Origin of the sequence: Aureispira anguillae, from assembly GCF_026000115.1 — a bacterium.
GTDB lineage: Bacteria > Bacteroidota > Bacteroidia > Chitinophagales > Saprospiraceae > Aureispira > Aureispira anguillae.
Window position 1 is genome coordinate 1,728,623 of the sequence record NZ_AP026867.1, and the last position, 20,792, is coordinate 1,749,414.

At 36.6% G+C, this 20,792-nt stretch carries 12 protein-coding genes; 6 read left to right on the top strand and 6 right to left on the bottom strand.

What is annotated here, in order from left to right; translation table 11 throughout:
- Positions 1-48 precede the first annotated feature (48 nt).
- The gene (locus tag AsAng_RS06525) at positions 49-2,424 is read right to left on the bottom strand and encodes an outer membrane beta-barrel family protein (protein ID WP_264791988.1); all 2,376 of its coding nucleotides are present in this window, start codon (positions 2,422-2,424) and stop codon (positions 49-51) included.
- 199 nt (positions 2,425-2,623) lie between these two features.
- Between AsAng_RS06525 and AsAng_RS06530 the strand changes: the two genes are divergently transcribed.
- Both AsAng_RS06530 and AsAng_RS06535 read left to right on the top strand, forming a co-directional pair.
- Positions 2,624-3,646, top strand: a complete 1,023-nt coding sequence (locus tag AsAng_RS06530; RefSeq protein ID WP_264791989.1) for a sensor histidine kinase — start codon at positions 2,624-2,626, stop codon at positions 3,644-3,646.
- Positions 3,647-4,357, top strand: coding sequence for a LytR/AlgR family response regulator transcription factor (locus AsAng_RS06535; protein WP_264791990.1), 711 nt, complete (start codon positions 3,647-3,649; stop codon positions 4,355-4,357).
- A gap of 43 nt (positions 4,358-4,400) precedes the next feature.
- Here the strand turns inward: AsAng_RS06535 and AsAng_RS06540 are convergent, their stop codons facing one another.
- Positions 4,401-6,233 carry a cytochrome c peroxidase gene (locus AsAng_RS06540; protein WP_264791991.1) on the bottom strand — a complete coding sequence of 611 codons (1,833 nt, stop codon included), beginning with the start codon at positions 6,231-6,233 and terminating at the stop codon, positions 4,401-4,403.
- Positions 6,234-6,379: 146 nt separating this feature from the next.
- Positions 6,380-8,209 (bottom strand): alkaline phosphatase PhoX, encoded by a 1,830-nt coding sequence (locus AsAng_RS06545; protein WP_264791992.1) that lies wholly within the window; start codon positions 8,207-8,209, stop codon positions 6,380-6,382.
- A gap of 380 nt (positions 8,210-8,589) precedes the next feature.
- Here AsAng_RS06545 and AsAng_RS06550 point away from each other — a divergent pair, with 380 nt between their 5' ends.
- Complete coding sequence (locus AsAng_RS06550) at positions 8,590-10,383, top strand: T9SS type A sorting domain-containing protein (protein ID WP_264791993.1); 1,794 nt, start codon at positions 8,590-8,592, stop codon at positions 10,381-10,383.
- Positions 10,384-10,437: 54 nt separating this feature from the next.
- Here the strand turns inward: AsAng_RS06550 and AsAng_RS06555 are convergent, their stop codons facing one another.
- The 3 genes from AsAng_RS06555 to AsAng_RS06565 form a co-directional block, all read right to left on the bottom strand.
- Positions 10,438-11,961, bottom strand: coding sequence for a toxin-antitoxin system YwqK family antitoxin (locus AsAng_RS06555; protein WP_264791994.1), 1,524 nt, complete (start codon positions 11,959-11,961; stop codon positions 10,438-10,440).
- 175 nt (positions 11,962-12,136) lie between these two features.
- Positions 12,137-12,547, bottom strand: a complete 411-nt coding sequence (locus AsAng_RS06560) for a hypothetical protein (protein ID WP_264791995.1) — start codon at positions 12,545-12,547, stop codon at positions 12,137-12,139.
- Positions 12,548-12,843: 296 nt separating this feature from the next.
- Positions 12,844-14,286, bottom strand: a complete 1,443-nt coding sequence (locus tag AsAng_RS06565) for a toxin-antitoxin system YwqK family antitoxin (protein WP_264791996.1) — start codon at positions 14,284-14,286, stop codon at positions 12,844-12,846.
- 344 nt (positions 14,287-14,630) lie between these two features.
- Here AsAng_RS06565 and AsAng_RS06570 point away from each other — a divergent pair, with 344 nt between their 5' ends.
- The 3 genes from AsAng_RS06570 to AsAng_RS06580 all read left to right on the top strand — a co-directional run bounded on the left by AsAng_RS06570 (position 14,631) and on the right by AsAng_RS06580 (position 20,757).
- Positions 14,631-15,176 carry an RNA 2'-phosphotransferase gene (locus tag AsAng_RS06570; protein ID WP_264791997.1) on the top strand — a complete coding sequence of 182 codons (546 nt, stop codon included), beginning with the start codon at positions 14,631-14,633 and terminating at the stop codon, positions 15,174-15,176.
- Between the two features lie 156 nt (positions 15,177-15,332).
- Positions 15,333-17,993: a TonB-dependent receptor gene (locus AsAng_RS06575; RefSeq protein ID WP_264791998.1), complete on the top strand. Its 2,661-nt coding sequence runs from the start codon at positions 15,333-15,335 to the stop codon at positions 17,991-17,993.
- A 100-nt stretch (positions 17,994-18,093) separates the two neighbouring features.
- A complete protein-coding gene (locus AsAng_RS06580) occupies positions 18,094-20,757 on the top strand; it encodes a TonB-dependent receptor (RefSeq protein WP_264791999.1) in 2,664 nt (887 codons plus the stop codon).
- The last annotated feature ends 35 nt before the right edge of the window (positions 20,758-20,792 follow it).

Sequence of the window (20,792 nt, forward strand, 5' to 3'; positions counted from 1 at the left end):
TAATTCGCCCCTTTTAAGGGAGACAAAGGGGCTACTTTTTATATGAAATTAGATGTTTCTACCAGAATACTCCATGGCTTCCCCTTTTCCAAAACCATAACTAAAACCAAGTCTAAAGAAACGACCACGTTGCCCAAAGCTATAACTGTAAAAATCACCTTGGAAGACCTCAACTTTTCGATTGCGGGAAGCAAAAAGATCTCTTACACTAAAACTAACGACCATTTTTCCTCCTTTTATTTTTTTTCGAATTCCAGCATCTGCAAAAATATTGGCTCCAACTTGTCCTTGTAAGGTTTGGTATTTAGATCGATAATGTCCTGTGATTTCAGTTTCTATATCCCAAGGCAATTTAAATTTTGCTGTAATTTTAGTTGACCATCGATGAGCGTTAAAATTAAATGCAGTGCCATCAAAAGATCCTTGGCGAATGAAATAGTTATAGTTGGCATTTCCATTAATGCTCATCCATTTAGTAGGATTGTATTTAAGGTTTAATTCTGCTCCAGTAGACCAGTCTATACCCAAGTTGACGGGTTTTGAAGTATTAACGTCGTTCTCAAAGAAAGAAACTTGCTCCATTACATCTGTAGTATGAAGGTGGTAGATTCCTAAGTTAAGCGATAATTTTTCTAAAATATAGATACCATTCATTTCGTAAGAATTGCTAAATTCTGGTCTTAGTTCAGGGTTCCCTGTTCGAATCATGAAATTATTGCGAATGTTAAAAAATGGATTCAAATCCCAAAGATTAGGTCTGTTAATACGTCTAGAATAGCCTGCTTGTAATGAAAAGCGTTGATTAACTTTGTAGGATACATGGGCACTTGGAAATAAGTTGATGTAGTTTTGTGTATTTAGTTGATTGGTGTTAACCAGTTTTGTATTCAAGTTGGTATACTCCATTCGCAGCCCAATTTGAATGCCCCATTTATCATTTTTATAAGCACCAATGCTGTAAATTCCCAATACTTTTTGATTGTACTCAAATACATTGGTCTGATTACTGTCTACTGTCCAGTCATTTTGAATCAAATCCAATACTTTATAATCATTGTTGGTGTCAAAAAAGACAAATTGACTCCCCGCTTCCAGTTTAAAATGCTCGCCAAAGGGTTTCGTATAATCTATTTTGAAGGTATATTCAGACTCCCTAAAGGCTGTTTGGCTCTGCTGATAAGAATCGTTGGTTGTGCCAAATGTAATCTTGTTTTTAAAATCAGATGACAGGGTTTTTCCGAAGAAACTGCCCAAAGCGCTAATTATTAAGTCATGCTCCTTGTGGTCTTTAAAATCTCTTTTATATTGTAATTCAAATTGCCATTTAGGGTTGGTTGCAGTTGTGCTTTCTTCTCGATACCATTCTGAAATCAAGCTGTCGTGGGTTAAATAGCTAAAATGTTGAAGAGAAGGTTGCTGCTCAAATTCATAGGAAAAATCTCCCGAAAGTGTTATCGTATTGTGTGCGTCAATATAATAATCGGCTCCTAATGCAATATTAAAAAACAATTCATGTTTAAAATTGTCTCCATTGCTTAAAATTTTGCTTCCATCTGCTAAGTTTTGATTGATATAATCATTTTTTCGAGGCCAAGTTTTATAGCCAACTCCTAATTGACTAAAAAAATTGAACTTCTTACTTCTATGATTGAGGCTTAAACCAAGGCTATGATTATTGGGAAAGCCTGTGTTTAGTGAGATCGCACCATTCAGACCCTTTTTTTCGGCTTTTTTCATTACAATATTGATAATGCCTGAAGTGCCTTCAGCTTCGTATTTAGCAGATGGATTGGTAATGACTTCTACCTTCTCAATCATTTCTGCTGTTATTGTGCCTAGAGCGTTGTTTTGTTCATTGGTTAGAATAGAAGGTTTGCCATTGATTAATACCTGAACACCTGCTTTTCCACGTAGGCTAATTTCCCCTTCGAGATTAACATCAACGGAAGGCACATTGTTGAGTACTTCTAAGGCACTCGCTCCCGTACTGCTCAAATCTTTCCCAACATTAAAAACACGTTTATCTAATTTAAATTCTGTTTGTGATTTTTCTGCTCGAACGACAACTTCTTCTAGGGTTTCATTGTCTTCTGATAATTCAATTTTTCCCAAATCAATGGCTGCATTGTTAACTTGGAAATCGCTTATCTTTAAGGTGCTAAAACCAATAAAACTAACCTCTAAATGAATACTATCTGTTGCAACCTGAAATTCAAAACTGCCATCTTCAGCCGAAGTGGTGCCGCCCAAAATTTGTTGATTTTGATTGTGGATCGCTAGAATAGTTACAAAGGGAATTCTTTGTTGGCTTTGTTGCTCAACAACAATACCTGTTATGGTTAGTTGGTTTTGTTGTGCCCAAAGTTCTGTAGAAGAAGAAAGGAAAAACAAAATACAAAATACGAAATAGAAGATATTTTTCACTGGCAAGCTGTTTTAGTAAATGAAAGCAGCAAAAAAATAAAGATTGGAGCGGTTGGGGAAATTATTTCTTTGAACGGCACAAGTTTTAGGATAAACAACAAATCAAGTTTTTATGGAAAAATAAAGTCGTTAAAGGGAAGGTTTTTGTTGTTGCCAGAATCTTTTCCCTCTTTTAGGGGAAAAAGCTTATTTTTAGACGATGAAAAACATTATAAAATATTGGCAGCAAGCTGCTCTAGAAATGCTATTCCAAGTGGTATTGCATCTTATCGTCTTTGTTTTTTATGCATTTGATTGGAATAGTCCTGGCGTTGAGCCTTTTGAAGTCGCATTTTTTTTTAATTATGCCTTGGTCGCATTTCTGATTAATTACTTGTTGTTGCCTCGTTATTTGTACGCCAAGGCTTATTTAAAATTTGCTTTTTTTGTGATTTTGTTGATGGCAGCGGCTTTATTGATCGAGGAATTTGTTTTAGAACAAATTTACTTTCCGTACACAAGAGCTCAAAAATTTCCTGGCGTTTTTTATACAATGTTAGATATTTTGCCAGTAACGGTTATTTTGATTGGTTTTAAATTTGCTTGGGATGCTTTGAGAAAAGAGCGTGAGTTGAAAGATTTGCAAGCGACTATAAAGGAAAGCGAATTACAGTTTTTAAAGTCTCAAATCAATCCTCATTTTTTGTTCAATAATATGAACAATCTTTACGCACATACGATAGAACAATCCCCTAAAACACCTGAAATTATTTTGGGGTTATCTGCTGTGTTGAGGTATATGCTCTACGATTGTAAGGCAGAATATGTATTGTTAAGCAAAGAGATTGAACATCTTCAAAATTTTATCAACATCAGTGAATTGCAGATAGAAGATAGAGGAAGTGTTTGCTTTGCTGCCGATCTTAAAGGGGATTATCATATTGCTCCTTTAATACTGGTAGTATTTGTAGAGAATGCTTTTAAACATAGTACTGCCAGCCAGTCTAGTAATATTTTTATTGAAGTGAAGGTTGTGGTTAAGGAGGAAGGGGAGCTAATGTTTTCTTGCATTAATTCATTTGAAGAACAATCCAATACAGAGCATCTTTCTAATGGCATTGGTTTGGAAAATGTACAAAAACGATTGGACCTATTGTACCCCGATTCTTATGAATTAACATTTAAAGAAGAGGATAACTTATTTAAAGTTTTCTTATTGCTCAAATTGAATCAAGTCGCATAAATGAATTGTATTATAATAGAAGATCAACCGCCTGCACAACGAATTTTAAAAAAATACATCAAAGATGTGGGGTCCTTGACGTTGAAGGCAACCTTTTTGGATGCAATTGAAGCGATAGAATATTTAAAATCAGAAAGGGTAGATTTGGTTTTTCTTGACATTCATCTACCTAAAATATCTGGGATTGACTTCTTAAAAATTATGTCTCAGCCACCACTAATTATTTTAACGACTGCTTTTCAGGATTATGCCTTGGAAAGTTATGAGTTTGATGTTGTGGATTATCTATTAAAGCCATTTTCCTTTCAGCGGTTTGTTAAGGCAATAACGAAGGCGGCAGAAAGAAATACCTTAATGAGTTCAAAAATAACAACTGAACCAACTGCTGTACTCAAAAAAGAACTGTTTATTAAATCAGGTTACGAACACTTCAAAGTAGTGATTGATGATATTATTTATATAAAATCAGATGCCGACTATTCAGAAATTTTTGTAGGCAATAAAAAATATCTTTCGCCAAAACCATTGAGGTATTGGGAAGAAAATTTGCAAGCGCATCAATTTACTAGAATTCATAAATCTTATATTATGAACGGCTCAAAAATTGACAAAATAACCGCTACTCAAATTTTCCTTTTTGGAGGAATTGTATTGCCTATTGGTCGAGCATACAAAGAAATGGTGGCGAAGTATTTGAGTGGATATAAATAATATTAGCCCTCAATCAAGCTTTTTTGAGGGCTAATATTATAAGCTACTGATAATGCTTATCGGTCAAGGATTCAATAAAGGCAACTAAGGCCTTTTTTTCAGTTTTTGTCAAATTTAAAGCATTTTCTGGAAGCGTTTGGTTGGGCAAATCAAGCCCCATACCCAAGCCTCCTCCAAGATCGTAAAACTCAATTACTTTATCAAGTGTTTTTATAGAACCATTGTGCATGTAGGGAGCACTTAATTTTGCATTTCTAATTGTTACGGTTTTAAAGGAATGGGCAAAAAAATCATAATTGTCTTTTACGATGCCACTCGCCATTCGCCCTAGATCTTCATCCAAGATAGGTTGTTCGTAATTCTCATTAATGAGGACTCCCAATACTTCCGATTCTGAATCCACATAAGCAGGGGGAACCAAGCCACTAAATGTTGGCGGAAAATGGCAGGTAGCACATTGCGCTTTGCCCATAAAGAGATTAAATCCTAGACGAATTTCAGTTGGAATTTCAATTGTTTTGGTTTGTACAAATTGATCAAATTGGGAGTCAAAGCTAGGCAAACTCATCAAGTAACATTTTAGGGCGTGGTTGATGCTTGCTGTACTGATAGCATTGGGATATTGAGCATAGTTTTTTTTGAAAAGTGCGTTATATTCTTCTTGAGTTGCTAGCTTTTTAATAATAGCAGGATAAGAAGAATTAAACTCCTTTTCATTGTGGATTACATGATCGAATTGGTTGTTGAGGTCGTGGGCTCTCAAATCGTGGAAGTAGGCACTGGCATATATGGTATAATTTAAGGAAGGAGAATTTCGACTAGTCGTTTGGCTTTTGTCACCGTTCATGCTGTGTGGCAACTGATCGGTAAATGCCTGTGCTTCTTTGTGACAAGTCGCACAAGAGGTTGCTAAATTATTGGACAACAAAGGGTCATTAAATAGGCGTTTTCCTAATAAAATACGTTCAGTGGTAACTTCTTTCGCTGGAATGTGGGTAAAGTAGGATGGGTTGAAGAAATCTTTTTGAAAAGGGTTTCTAAAACTACTATTGATGGGCAGTGGCAAGCGATTTAATTCTTCTTTGGTTTCTAGATGAGCGGTTACTCGGATTTGTTCTAAGCACTCCAAAATGGGAATGAGTTGTTTTACTAAATAGTCATAGCGGTCAAAGGTTTCAAAAGATAGGTAATCGATTTGGTCAAAATGCTTAAAAATTTCACCTAACCATTCAGCTGAAAAATGATCTTTGTAAAGCTTTAACGTTTGTACAATTCCTTTATTGACTTGTTTAAAATCTTCCATGGCATGATCGGAAGATGGCGTGTCAAAACCTGTAATGCCTAGCGTAAAGGAACGAATTAACTGCTCTTTAATTGCGTGAATGATGATAGAATCATAAAAGCGCAGTGTTTGTATGTTTTCATAAAAGGTTTCTATGTTGATGTCTAAGTTTTTGACCAAATGGCACAAATACTTTGTATCTACGTCCTTTTCAAAAAGCAATTCATCAATTCTTTGAAACCCCTTGGGATAATGCGTCTCTTTGCTTGCCACCTTAGGCTCTGGTTTTAGCAATGGTGATTCATTGATGTTCTTTTCATAGAGTTGTGGAGCCAAATAAGCAATTAAAAACTCGGCTTGCTTAAAATAGGTTCTGCTTTTTAAGTAGATCGTTTTAGCGGTAGTAATGTCTTTTTTTTGCAAGGCATTAGAAAGTGCCGTTAAAGTAGTCCTTAATTGTTGCAATTGCTTGATAAGAGCACTTTTGACTTGAACAGAAGCGGGGGAAGGGAGAGGAGAAGATGAAGGCTGATTGGTCATCGATACCAATACAAACAATAGGGCTAATACAAAAATTGGAAATAACTTTTTCATACGCTTTTTATTTATCTAGAAAGGTAAAAAAGATTGTAAACAACTTTTTTGTCGAAAAATTTAATCAATGGTTGATGAAACAAAGGTGATGAATGGTTTTAAAACCATTCATCACCTCAAAATCAAAAATAGAAGGATGTTAGCTGTTATTTAACGATTAGTTTTTTGGTAACACCAGCTTCGTTTTGAATAAAGTAAGTGCCAGCCACAAGGTGGGCAACGTCAATTTGGTTGACATTTCTATGAACTTCCAAACGTTGACCATAAACATCATAAATAGCAAAGTCACCTGTTTTTTTGAAATAAACCGTACGAGAAACAGGGTTAGGGAAAAAGTCATATTCTCCTTGTTTTTTTAAGGCATTTTTGACCGTTGTAACGGTTTGATCCCAACCTGTAATGGCATAAGTTAAGGAGTGGTTGTAAGGAAATGGGTTGCTGCTGCTTGGGTGCTGAGAGTTAACAAAGATCGTCTTTCCATCAGGAGTCGCAACAGCACCTGTAATTTCTGCGCCTTTAGGAGCAAAAGAAATGCGTACTAAATCGCTAACGGTAGGCGTATTGTCAGACATATCAAACAAGTATAATTCGCAAGTTCTATTAGAAAAACCAGCAGGAACTCTACCATGAGACGTCCCATTCAAATCTTCGCAAATGATCATGTAAGATTGCCCATTAACATTCAAAAAGTTCAAACCATCAGGATTAGATAAGTGGTTGTATGGATAGTTGCTAGAATCAGGAGAGTTAGCATAGTGAGGACCGCCTTCTAAGAATACTGTCATGGCATCTGTAGCAGGATCAAATTGCAATACTCTACCATAAAAATCCCAATAATCGCTAGAATCAGGGTGGGTACCTTGTACAAAGGTAGCTCTATTCATGGTGTGAGCAGAGTGGGTAGCGCCAGCAGCATGCTCATCTTTCCATCTAGAAGCAGGATAATCACGCCCCGTTTCTGTGATATAGATTTTATTAGAGTTAGGATCTTTGGCAGACCACTCTAGGCGATTGAACATCGTTGCACCAACGGCTACGGCTTCTGTTTTGAAATCAAGCATTTTGTCCAAATCATTGTTGTCAATTTCAATCCATTTGTTGTTAGGAGCATCTTGCTTGTACACATAGGTTTTTCCTTGAGTAAAGTCACCCGCAGTAGTCGCTACAAATTTGGTAAAAAATGCAGGGGTCGCATCCACCGATAAATAAACCGTTTGGTTGTCAGGCATTACAACACCACCTTCAAAAGCTTGTCTTCCCCAGTTGTATTGCTTGCGAATAGCAACGGCTTGTCTAGGGTCAATTTCTGTCATGTAGTTGTAGTTTTGATACTTTTTGATGGTATCGCCATTAAATCCAGGAAAACCAGCAGGGGCAGCTTGACCATTGAGTGTACCTGTTCCAATAACAAAATCAGAAGTGTCTCTATCCGCAATGTCTTCGTTGTCATAGCGGAACCATTCTTCTGCGGTCCAGATTCTACCATCAACAGTAGAGGTGATGCCTCCACAATTCATACCTGTTTCTCCTGTGTGGTTGACAAAATCAACGTTGAAGAATTTTCCAGAACGACCATCTGCTAAGGTTTGGTTGGTAACAATAATAGAATCGGTATTAGGGTCTCTGTCTACCAAAAAGGTAGTCATTCCACCACCATCCCCTAGGTGATCATCAGCAACGACTCTTTCATGATTAATCGAAATCCACCCTAGGTGCTGCCCAGAGTTATCAGAAGTAAAACCAATAAAGTCATTCCACGATTTAGAAACAACGGTTTGAGCGGCTTGTCCATAAGTTGCAGTAGCTTCTACCATATCATATCCTCCAATGAAAATGATTTGAGTTTGTAATGGAGAAGGATGCATTACAACAGTATCAGAACTAAAGGAAGGTTGGATGCTTGGGTCAAATTGGATTTGTCCATATCCAGTTGTAACACAAATAACACCAAGTAATAATAGTGCTAATCTTTTCATAGCTTGTTTTAGATTTTAATAAAGTTAAGATAGTTGAATAGTGTCATTGGGCAGTGGCTTGTTTTCGACACAAAAGTAGTTCTCGTTTGTTAACGGAAATTAAAAAAAGGAACAACTTATGATAAAATTATTTAGATTGCCTTTTTATAAATATGCTTGTTTTTATTATGGAAAATGTTTTTATTTGTGCTTGTTAAATAGGCTATTATGCGTTGATTCGTGTTTTGGGAAAGAGCACTGATTGAAGCTTTTTATACCTTATTTTAGGATTGCAAAACTTAACATTTAAATAGCTTATATTTAAATGTCAGTAAATCTAGTGACTGTACATTTGCGTTAAATGAACAACCTTATTCTTAACAGTTACAAACCAATAAAAAATGAAACTTACCTTACTTTTATTAATGATAATGGTCAATTGGGTAGCAGCCCAAAATCTATCGATTAACGAATTAGGACGTTACACAGATGGTAGAGATGGAGCTTGTGAAATAGCTGCCTATGATTCTACCAGTCATCAATTGATTATTACCAATGCAGCAACCGACTCGATTGATATTATTGATGTAACTAATCCTGCTGCACCGATTGTTGTTGGGGGAGTTGATGTGAGCTTATATGGAGGAGGCATAAATTCTGTGGTTAACCTTAATAATGGTTATTTTGCCGCAGCAATAGAGGCACCAATTAAGCAAGATTCAGGAAAAGTTGTCTTTTTTGACATGTCAGGGGCTTATGTTGTAGAACTAATGGTTGGAGCCTTGCCCGATATGTTGACCGTAACTAAGGATGGCAACAAAGTTTTAGTAGCTTGTGAAGGAGAGCCCAATGATGCTTATACGATCGATCCAGAGGGAAGTATTGGGATTATAGATATTAGTGGGGGAGTAATGAACTTAACCGCTAACCAAGTTACGCTCCTTAATTTTAACAATGCTCCAGCAACCATTGCAGGAAGTGTTCAAAAACCAAACACTACTTATGCCGAGGACTTGGAACCCGAATACATTGCGGTAAATGAGGCATCGACCTTGGCAGGAGTGGTTTGCCAAGAAAACAATGTATTGATTTTGGTTGATTTAACAGCAGATACCATATTAAGCTATAAAGGGCTAGGTTTTAAAGATCACAGCGTACAGGGGAATGGTTTGGATGCGTCAAATGTAGATGGTGCAATTAATATCTTAACTCAAAATGTGAAAGGGGTGTATCAGCCTGATGCCATTGCAGCCTATACGGTTAACAATACTACTTATTTTATTTCTGCCAATGAGGGAGATGCTAGAGATTATGGGGGGTATAGCTCTGAGACAAGAGTTAAAAACTTAACCCTAGATTCTGCGGCTTTTCCTACTGCCAATGTTCTTCAAGGGGATAGCGTATTGGGGCGTTTGAAGACGTTTACAGCAGATGTTATTGGAGATACCGATGGAGATGGTGATGTAGATGAATTGTATAGTTATGGTGCTCGTTCTTTTTCTATTTGGGATGCTGCTGGAAATTTGGTTTGGGATAGTGGTGATGCAATCGAACAGTATATTGCTGCTAATTACCCGACCTTTTTTAATTGTAATGACGGTTTAGCTGCTAAAATGGACAATCGATCAGATGATAAAGGAGCAGAGCCAGAAGCGGTCACCATTGGAAAAATTGGAACTAGAGTTTATGCTTTTGTTGGTCTGGAACGCCAAGGAGGAATCATGGTTTATGAGGTAACCGACCCTAATAACCCTGTTTTTGAAAACTTCATCCATTCATTTGATTTAGCTACAGGGACGATGTTAGATATTGCACCTGAAGGATTGATTTTTGTGCCAGCAGCAGAAAGCCACAACAACAAAAATATGTTGATTGTTAGCAATGAAGTTTCTGGAACAACAGTAATTTATGAAGTGGAAGATTTATTGTCTTCTCTTAGGTTAACAAATTCTGTAAATGAAATAAGTGTTTACCCTAACCCAACTCAGCATCAATTGACAATTGATTTAGGGCAAGAATTGGACGGTTCTGTTAACTATCAATTGATCAATGGAATTGGGCAAGAACTAAAAAATGGACAGTTGGGAGAGACGCAATCAACGCTTGAAATTAGCGATTTGCCAAATGGTATTTATTATTTAACCTTACGCAATGCCGAACAATTGCTCTTCACTCAAAAAGTTGTAAAGTACTAAAGTAGATGAGCCAATTTGAAGTAGTCGTCTTCAAATTGGCTCCTGTTTAAATTGCTATTCTAGCTCAATATTAGTAACATTTCCATCAGCATCCGTCATATTGATGCTACCATTTTGTTCGTATTTAAAGGTATGAACAATATAACCATTGGCATCTAGCATTTTTTTCAATTTGCCATCCTCATAAATATAGGTACTCTTGAGCAAATGATCTTTGTCATATTCCTTCCATTCTCCTGTTCTTGCATAACCTAACTCAATGCTATGTTTGTTGGGATCAAAAATGCTAGCAGTTTGTGGGCTGTGGTTGCCCTTTAGTTTTAATCCCCCATCTTCATAGAAGGCTAAGTATTGACCTTCACGAACTGTTTTTTTGTTTTTTACAACAATATCTTTGATGCGTTGACTTTTTTCAAAACCATAGCTTCTATAAACATTAAAACGTCTATTTAATTCAGCTGGCGCAATAGAATACCCTGGCTCATGTAACCAAGTAATATACTCATAATGCATGTTGGAAAAATCCTCTTCAACCAATAAAAAGTGATGTTCATAAGGTAATTTTAAACTAAAAAAGATACTATCTCTGCTTGTTTCATCTGTTATGATAACATGGGTACCCGATTCCTGCAATTGTCCATTTTTATAATAACGTTTGAATTCTCCCTCTTCCAAACCATTGTTATAATTAGATTCGTATTTTAATTGACCACTTTCATAATAATGATTAAATTTACCGTGAGGGACACCGTGATTATAGGAACCTGCAAGGTAGGTCTGATTTTCGATTCTAACTTTCCAGAGCCCATCTCGTTTTCCATTGTTATCGTAGTTTCCTGTTTCTATAAAATCACCTTTGGTACCGTAATTAAATTCGATCCAACGCCCAATTTTTTTGCCATTAGAATAAGAACCACTCCCCACCAAACTTTCATTTGTTCCAAAGCTAGGATGATGTTCTACTTTATAAAAATTTAGTCTACCGTTATTGGTGCCATTTTCAAAAGACAAACTACCTTTGACATGAGTGTTCATATCTAAATAATAATCGTAGACCCATTCTCCAATACGAACGCCATCTTTGTAATAACCTTCAGACATTACCTTATTTAGTTTTAACCCATTTTTATCATGAGCACCAGTAGGAGTATTTTGATCGTAAAAAATCCATTTTCCATGGCGAATGCCATCTAGCATAAGACCTCTTGCAAGAATGCTGTTATTTTGGTCATAGTAGACGCATTCCCCTTGCATTAAATCATTTACAAAATTGACTTTTAAACTAATGTTGGAAAATAGATTGGTATAAAGCCATTCTCCTTGTTTGATGCCACCATTTCCATAAAAACCAATAACATCGGCCTGCTGTTGTTGACGGCTAGCATCAGAAACATAGAATTTCCACTGACCATTGCGCATATCATCAACATAGTTGCCTTCGGCATAAACTAAACCTTGTGCGTCTTTGAGTACCCATTGACCTATTTTTTTCCCATTCTCAGTATTGTTTTGAGCTTGTATGTAACTAGCTGTAAAGATTAAAATCAAAGCAGCAATTCTATTCAGTAATATTCTCATAACAATTGATTTTAGTGATTGGAGTAATCTCTTTTATTTACATAGAATTATAACAGTGTGTATTATAAATACGAAAAGAGTTTAGGATTCGTTAATGACTCAAATGTTAACAAAATGTTAAAATGATTTTGTTTTTTTACGAATATTGTGCTATAGGTGACAACCTTAAGCTCGACTATTTTTTGACGGATAATGTTTTTGCTGTTTGGAGTTCTATATAAACAAGAGCCATAACAATCGTAATTTCGGTAATGATATAGCCCCAAGCCAAATAGCTTAGTTTTTGGTAATGATAGATTGCTAGAATAATTGACAACAAACAGTAAGAACTATTCATGAGCGCAATTCCCTTTAAATAAAAAGGAATATTTTGTTTAACTGTCAGGAAACAATAAAAATCGTAAGCAACAAAAAAACAAGGTATAAAAGCTAGGAGGTAAAGTGTTGGTATAGGAATTCCGAAGAATCGTTCCAATTTTACCAAGACAACCCCTAGTAAAAAAATAGATAATAAAGCGCCTAGTCCATCTATTAAAAATAATTTATGGGGCGTTGTTGTGGCTTGTTTGATGGCTTTCTGAAACATTGGATTTTGTTTTAAGTATATGGAGTGAAAAAAATAAGGGTAACCCTTTGTTGTTAATTGTTTAATAAGATTGATAATAAAAGGCAGGGAAATAGGGAATGCCAATTAAAAAATAACCTTAAGGATTAAGAGCAGCTAGCAAAATAGAAGCATACATCAATCAAAATAATGCCCCCAAAATAGACAGTGCATTGTTTTGATAATTAGTTGAATACGATTTTATGCACAGTAATGATAAAAAAAAGATGCTTTGAAAATTAGTTTCAAAGCATCTTTTAATAAAAATAGAATTGTTCTTAATTATTAGTAGCATCCATGTTTGCACCAATGCCCATTTCGTTGCCTTTGTCGTCCAGCATTTTGATCAATTCTCCCTTGTCATAAGTCATTGTTCTCATAATATAACCATTATCATCATACTGCTTCCATTCTCCATCTCGTGCATAATCACGAACGGAAGTATTCGTTTCAGGATCAAAAACCTCTGTTACTTTAGGGTAATAACTACCTTCTAGTTTTAGTTTGCCATTTCTAAAAAATGCTTGATAAGGACCTTTTCTAACAGCTTTTTTGCCAATAGTTTTTACATTATCAATGCGTTTGTGTGGCTCTAGTCCATAGTCTTTGTAAATGTCAAAGCGGCGATCTAGCTCTGCGGGTTCAATCGAATAACTAGGATCCGCAAGCCAAGTGGCATAATGATAGCCCATTCGATGAAAATTAGGCAGTTCAACCAATTGAAAATGATATTCATAAGGCAATTCTAAGGTGTAATAGACCGTATCTCTTGTTACATCAGAGGGATTAGGAGAAAAGACAGTTGTTCCCGTTTCTTCTAAGTTTCCGTTGTCAAAATAGCGCTTAAATTCTCCAGTTGGCAACCCGTCTTTGTAGGTCGTTTCATATTTTAATTTGCCATTGTCATGGTATTGTTTAAAAATGCCATTGAGTACCCCATTCTCATAGATGGCCGCTTGGTAGTTTCTACGTTCAATCGTAGATTTCCAGAACCCCTGACGCTTGCCACCACGGTTATAATTGCCTGTCTCAACAAATTCACCTTTTAAACCTTGGTTATATTCAATCCAACGACCAATTTTTTTGCCGCTAGAATAAGTACCAATTCCAGACAGCAGTTCATCAGTACCAAATTTAGGATGTCTATCCACTCTATAATATTCGAGTTTACCATTTTTGACACCATCATCAAAATTAAAGATCCCTTTTATGTGCATTTGAGGATCAGGATAATAATCATAAGACCAATCGCCTATTTTTACACCATTTTGATAATAACCTTCTGTCATTTTGGTACCATTGTGGTAGAAGACCCATTTGCCATGGCGAATCCCTGCGCTCATTAACCCCGTAGCAAGGACGCTGCCATTAGAAGCATAATAGGTACAAGTTCCATCCATCAAATCTTGATCAAATTGTGCTTCTACTCTTATTTTGGTCTGCGTACTAATGAATGTCCAAGTACCCGTTTTTTTCCCTGCATCGGTATAATCTCCTTTTACATCTGCTACATGAGTATAGCGGCTGATCGGAGAGACAAAATATAGCCATCTGCCTTCTCGAACTCCATCTTGATAAGTTCCTTCTGCGTAAACTAAATCTCGCTTATCTTTATGTGCCCAACGCCCAACTTTTACTCCATTTTCCATGCGATTTTCTTGAGCAAAAATGTGCCCAGTAAAAGTGACCAATAGTATAATAACAAGTATTTTGTTAATCATTTGTATACAGATTGTGATAGTTTTTGAAACTCTTTATGTAAAAATAGGGTTTTTCTTTGAAAATTAGGACACAGCTTAATGTTTAAAATGGATATAAATATACTTTATCAAAAGTATCAATTCAATATTTCTTAAATACTTAATTATGACCTAATTAATTTAGAACAAAAAAACAATTTTTTCCTTTAAAAAAAAAGGTTCTCTGACAAATCCTGTGGTAAATGAAAAAATAGGCGGCTTCTTATTTGAGGAGGCAAGAACAAATCGCAACTCCAAAGCTGCTTGTTATCAAAATAAAAATAAGACTAAATACCCCCTTTTGTCAAGGAACAAAAGAAAAAACAATGAAAACAAATTATAAAAAAATAAGCAAATTCTTAAGTTTAGTATTAAGACACAAACCCGAAGTGCTTGGGCTTGTTTTGGATGAGCAAGGTTGGGTAAAAACGCAGGATTTATTAGAAAAAATGGCACAAAATGGGCGAACATTGAGCCTTGAGGTATTGGAAGAAGTAGTAGCCAATAACGACAAAAAGCGCTTTGCTTTTAACGCCGATCATAGTCAAATCAGAGCATCCCAAGGGCATTCTATTGCGATTAATCTGGGGTATCAAGCAATGAAACCCCCAAAAGTGCTTTTTCATGGAACAGCCCTGCGGTTTTTGGCTTCCATTCGAAAAAGTGGTTTATTAAAAAAGAATCGACATCATGTCCACTTGTCACAAGATATGGATACTGCTACTACAGTTGGGAAACGGCATGGCGCAGTGGTGGTGTTGGAAGTGAAGGCCTTAGAAATGCACCAAGCAGGATTTGAATTCTTTATTTCTGATAATGGCGTTTGGCTGACAGAGCAGGTGCCTACTGAATACTTAATTTTTCCAACTTAAATTTTGCAACCCAACCAGCATTTGAGCATTGCTTTACGTTTATAGAAAGATTAGAGGCCATAGTTGCTTCATGTTATTTAATACTTACCAGAAAAAAATATATGATCAACATTTACACGAGTGCAATAAATAATTATTTAAACTTAAAGTTAACTTATGCGTTACGTGTATCCATGGATCGTTGCAATCCTATTTCTATGGGGAGAGGCTTCTTTTGCTCAAAGCCCAGAAAGGACTGCTACACTTATTGGCGAAATTAAGGATGGCGAGGGTGTCAATTTGGTCGGTGTTTCTATTTATTTAGAAGGGAGTAGTGAAATAGGAACGAGTTCCAATGAAAATGGTGCTTACAAATTAATTATCCCTGCCAACAAAACATTTACGCTTGTTTTTGCCTATGTGGGCTTTCAAGAGATAAAACGTCCTAATTTAAGGCTTGAAGAAGGGGCTGCTATTCGGGTAGATATTGTAATGAAAGAAACGCATGTTTTGTTAAAAAATCAATTGGTCATCACTCCATTTGAAAAACGAGAAATTGACGCATTGCATGTTCAAAAAAAAGACATAGAACGCATCCCAACGACCGATGGCAACCTCACTTCCTTAATCAAATATTTAGCTCCTGGAGTTACAGCGGGCACAGGTGGAGAATTGACTTCACAATACTCTGTGCGTGGTGGAAATTATGATGAGAATCTAGTTTATGTGAATGGTTTTGAAATTTATCGCCCTTTATTGGTTCGTTCTGGACAACAAGAAGGTCTGATTTTTCCGAATGGTGATATGATGGACTACCTCTCTTTTTCATCAGGTGGGTTTAAAGCACAATATGGGGATAAGATGGCTTCCGTATTGGATGTCCATTATCGTCGCCCTTATGAGTTTGAGGCTTCGGTTGGTGGTTCTTTGTTGGGAGGAAGTGTTTATGTAGGCGGGGCTGTTTACAAAGATTCTTTGTCTAGAGCCAACAAAGTACCCAATCGGCTTAGTTATGCACTAGGAGCCCGTTATAAAACGACCTCTTCTTTGCTAAATTCTCTAAATATTAAGGGGGAGTATGTGCCACAATTTATAGACATACAGGGCGATGTTATTTATGATGTGAATGAAAAATGGCAGCTAGAAGCAATTGGGCATTATTCTAATTCTACCTATTCTTTGAAACCTAAACAGGGGGAGCATGTTACCGCTTTGTTTAATAAAGCGTTGAAATTGGAATCTGATTTTGAGGGGCAAGAAATTTCTAATTTTGAAAATTTTACGCTAGGAACTGCGGTGACGTTTTTGCCTTGGGGTGGAGGGAGAGAGCAGGAAATTGATACCACTGCAATGGTCTCGACCAATCTAAAGTTAAAATTATTAGGCTCGCATTATCAAAGCAATGAAAACGAACGAATAGATGTACTGAATGATTATGAACTAAATGAAATTGAAACGGGGCTGGGCAACGATAATTTTGGCGAGGTGATTGGCACTTTAGCAAAGGGACAGTCGCATCATTTTGCCCGAAATTTTTTGCAAGCAAATGTGACCAATGTTCAATTTAAAGGGGCTTGGTTGTACGATCGTTATGAACATACAGGGCTAGAAAATCATCATACTTTAAAGTGGGGAATTGGTTATAAAAATGAACTCATCAAGGATAAATTGAAAGAATGGCGTCGCATTGATTCTGCGGGTTTTACCTTACCATTTGATACCAACCAAGTCTATATTCCAGATTATATCAAAACCAAGGTAGCGCTCAATACACATCGCCTAAATGCTTATGTGCAGAATACTTGGGAACACAAAACTAACCAGCATTTGTTTCGGATGACAGCAGGGGTACGAGCCAGTTATTGGAACCTCAACCAAGAGTTTATTGTTTCTCCTCGTTTACAAATGTATTATACCCCCAGAAGGTACCAAAATTCAATTGTAGATTCTACCAAAAAGACCAAAGACCTGACCTTTAAATTAGCAGCAGGTTTGTATTACCAACCGCCTTTTTATAGAGAATTGAGAGATTTGGAAGGCAACCTTAATTATAAAGTAAGGGCTCAAAAATCAGTGCATATCTTAGGAGGAGTGGTTTGGGATTTTATAATGTTTAATCGCCGTTTTAAATTTATAACAGAGGGCTACTATAAGCATCAATGGGATTTGATTCCTTATGATATTGAGAATGTGCGCATCCATTATTATGGAGACAATTTGGCGAAGGGGTATGTTGCAGGGTTGGATTTGCGTTTAAATGGCGAATTGGTAGAAGGGTTAGAGTCTTGGGTTAATTTGTCTTTTTTGAGAGCACGAGAATCCTTTGATGAAGTTCAGCATGGCATCCGAAAATTATCAGGAACAACCATTGATACCATTTGGACAGCAGATGCCCCCAAAGCTACCGATCAGTTATTTATTTTTTCGATGTATTTTCAAGATAATTTTCCTAAAGCCCCTTGGGCACAGGTCAATTTTGCCTTTACAGTAGGCTCTGGGCTGCCCTTTGGCATTCCTAAAAATAATGTGCAATTTCGGAATTCTTATGCTTTTCAGGTGTATCATCGAATTGATATTGGGGCTTCTTTTAGTATTTGGGAGCGAAAACTGCATATTAAGAATAAGTACAACGGAAGCAAGACCGCCTTTAAGAAAAAATCAAGACATCCACTGCGCTTTTTTAAGGGAATCTGGTTGAGTTTTGAGGTGTTTAACTTGATGGATGCAAAAAATGTGGCCTCTAATACATGGGTGAAAGATTATTCCAATAGAAGTTATGCAATTCCAAGCACCTTAACTTCAAGGCGCATCAATATTCGATTTAAAATTGATTTTTAAGCAACTTCCGTTAATATTTTTGTCATGCCCTCTGATTTATGGCAAAAATCTTTACATTTATGAATTAAGATACTTTTCACAACTTCCTAACTATACTCTTATGCGCAGTGTTTTTTTGTTGATATTAACCACCGTCTTTTTATTCCTGACAACTGTAAATGCACAAGACGAAAAATTAACGGCCACGGTTATTGGTACCATTACCAATCAAGAAGGAGAGCCTTTGTCTTTTGCCAATGTCAGTTTGGATGGAACGAGTATTGGAAGTGCAGCAGATGTTGATGGAAATTATAAACTGGTTATTCCTGCCAACAAAACCTTTACCATCATCTTTACTTATTTGGGCTATAAAGAATTTCGCAAACCAGGTTTGAAATTAGCTGCTGGGGCAGGAATTCGCTTAGATGTTGCGATGGAATTGGGAGAGGGCAAGAATGTCTTGGAACAAGACATTGTAGTGGTTCCCTTTGAAAAACGAGAGATTGATGCGTTGCATGTCGAAAAAGCAGACCTTGAACGAATCCCAACAACAGATGGCAACCTTACTTCTTTAATTAAGTATTTGGCTCCTGGGGTTACTGCGGGAACAGGGGGAGAATTAACCTCTCAATACTCTGTGCGAGGTGGAAACTACGATGAAAACTTAGTTTATGTCAATGATTTTGAAATTTACCGTCCTTTGTTGGTGCGTTCTGGACAGCAGGAAGGTTTGATTTTTCCCAACAGTGATATGTTGGATTATTTGTCCTTTTCGTCAGGTGGATTTAAGGCACAATACGGCGATAAAATGGCTTCGGTTTTAGATGTTCACTATCGTCGCCCCTATGAGTTTGAAGCTTCGGTTGGTGGTTCTTTGTTAGGTGGAAGTGTTTATGTAGGAGGAGCTATCTACAAAGATTCTATTTCTAAAAAGAGAAAGGTACCCAATCGATTTACGTATACCTTAGGAGCCCGTTACAAAACAACCTCTTATTTATTGTCTTCTTTGGATGTTAAAGGCGAGTATGTGCCACAATTTGTAGATATACAAGGCGATTTTATTTATGATATTAATGAAAAATGGCAAGTGGAGGCTATTGGTCATTACTCTAATTCCATTTATTCGCTTATTCCAAAAGAAAGCTCTACAACAACGGGATTGTTTAATCAAGCCCTGCGTTTAACCACTTTGTTTGAAGGGCAGGAAATTTCTAATTTTGAGAACTTTACAGCAGGTACCGCCATTACCTTTTTGCCTTTGGGGGGAGGAACAGATCGAGAAATAGATACTACGGCCGTAGTGTCTACCAATCTAAAACTAAAACTATTGGCTTCGCATTATCAGAGCAATGAAAATGAACGCATTGATATTATTAATTTTTACAAATTAGATGAGATTGAAACGGGGCTGGGAGAAGATAATTTTGGGGAAGTAATCGGAACCTTGGCTTATGGAGAAACGCATCATTTTGCCCGTAATTTTTTGCAGGCGAATGTAACCAATGTACAGTTTAAAGGAACTTGGTTGTACGACCGTTATGAACATACAGGGGTAGAAAATCATCACTGGTTAAAATGGGGTTTAGGCTATAAAAATGAAATCATCAAGGACAAATTAAAAGAGTGGCGTCGCATAGATTCTTTAGGGTTTACGTTACCTTTTGACACCAGTCAAGTGTATATTCCAGATTATATCAAAACAACAGTGGGACTCAATACACACCGTCTAAATGCGTATGTGCAAAATACTTGGGAACACAAATCTACCCAACATTTGTTTCGGATGACAGCAGGAGTACGGGCTAGTTATTGGAGCCTAAACCAAGAATTAATTGTTTCGCCTCGTTTGCAAATGTATTACACCCCTAGGAAATACCAAAATTCAATTGCTGATTCTACCAAAAAAACAAAGGACCTTACGTTTAAATTAGCGGCAGGTTTGTACTATCAACCTCCTTTTTATAGAGAATTAAGAGATTTGGAAGGGAACGTCAACTACAATGTCAAGGCTCAAAAATCAGTACATATTTTGGGCGGAATTGTTTGGGACTTTATGTTGTTCAAACGCCGTTTTAAATTTATAACAGAGGGCTATTACAAGCATCAATGGGATTTGATTCCTTATGATATTGAGAATGTACGCATTCGCTATTATGGAGATAATTTAGCAACAGGATATGTGGCTGGCTTAGACTTGCGTTTGAATGGCGAATTGGTAGAGGGCTTAGAATCTTGGATTAACTTGTCGTTTTTGAGAGCTAGAGAATCGTTTAATGGGGTAGAACATGGGGTTAGGGTGCTAAATGGAACTACTATTGATACAACATGGATGTCTGATGCTCCTAAAGCAACCGACCAATTGGTGATTTTTTCAATGTACTTTCAAGATGATTTTCCCAAAGCTCCTTGGGCTCGTCTTAACTTGGCATTCACCGTAGGTACAGGCTTGCCTTTTGGCATTCCAGAAAACAATGTTCAATTTAGAAACTCATACCGTTTTGCTGCTTATCATAGAATTGACATTGGGGCTTCCTTTGGCATTTGGGATCGAGCTCTGCACATCAAGAAGAAATACGATGGGAATAAGGCATTGTTCAAAAAACAATCAAAACATGCCTTGCGTTCCATCAAGGGAATTTGGTTGAGTTTTGAGATTTTCAATTTAATGGACGTAAAAAATGTGGCTTCTAATACTTGGATTAAAGATTTCTCTAATCGTAGTTATGCGATTCCAAATGTATTGACCTCTAGACGCTTTAATGTTCGATTTAAAATTGATTTTTAGTGCTTAAAAAGAAGCATAAGTTTTTAGCTATGAAT

Excerpts from the sequence above, each read along its gene's own strand:
- AsAng_RS06530 (WP_264791989.1), top strand. The coding sequence starts at position 2,624 with ATGAAAAACATTATAAAATATTGGCAGCAAGCTGCTCTAGAAATGCTA.
- AsAng_RS06535 (WP_264791990.1), top strand. The coding sequence starts at position 3,647 with ATGAATTGTATTATAATAGAAGATCAACCGCCTGCACAACGAATTTTA.
- AsAng_RS06540 (WP_264791991.1), bottom strand. The coding sequence starts at position 6,233 with ATGAAAAAGTTATTTCCAATTTTTGTATTAGCCCTATTGTTTGTATTG.
- AsAng_RS06545 (WP_264791992.1), bottom strand. The coding sequence starts at position 8,209 with ATGAAAAGATTAGCACTATTATTACTTGGTGTTATTTGTGTTACAACT.
- AsAng_RS06550 (WP_264791993.1), top strand. The coding sequence starts at position 8,590 with ATGAAACTTACCTTACTTTTATTAATGATAATGGTCAATTGGGTAGCA.
- AsAng_RS06555 (WP_264791994.1), bottom strand. The coding sequence starts at position 11,961 with ATGAGAATATTACTGAATAGAATTGCTGCTTTGATTTTAATCTTTACA.
- AsAng_RS06560 (WP_264791995.1), bottom strand. The coding sequence starts at position 12,547 with ATGTTTCAGAAAGCCATCAAACAAGCCACAACAACGCCCCATAAATTA.
- AsAng_RS06565 (WP_264791996.1), bottom strand. The coding sequence starts at position 14,286 with ATGATTAACAAAATACTTGTTATTATACTATTGGTCACTTTTACTGGG.
- AsAng_RS06570 (WP_264791997.1), top strand. The coding sequence starts at position 14,631 with ATGAAAACAAATTATAAAAAAATAAGCAAATTCTTAAGTTTAGTATTA.
- AsAng_RS06575 (WP_264791998.1), top strand. The coding sequence starts at position 15,333 with ATGCGTTACGTGTATCCATGGATCGTTGCAATCCTATTTCTATGGGGA.
- AsAng_RS06580 (WP_264791999.1), top strand. The coding sequence starts at position 18,094 with ATGCGCAGTGTTTTTTTGTTGATATTAACCACCGTCTTTTTATTCCTG.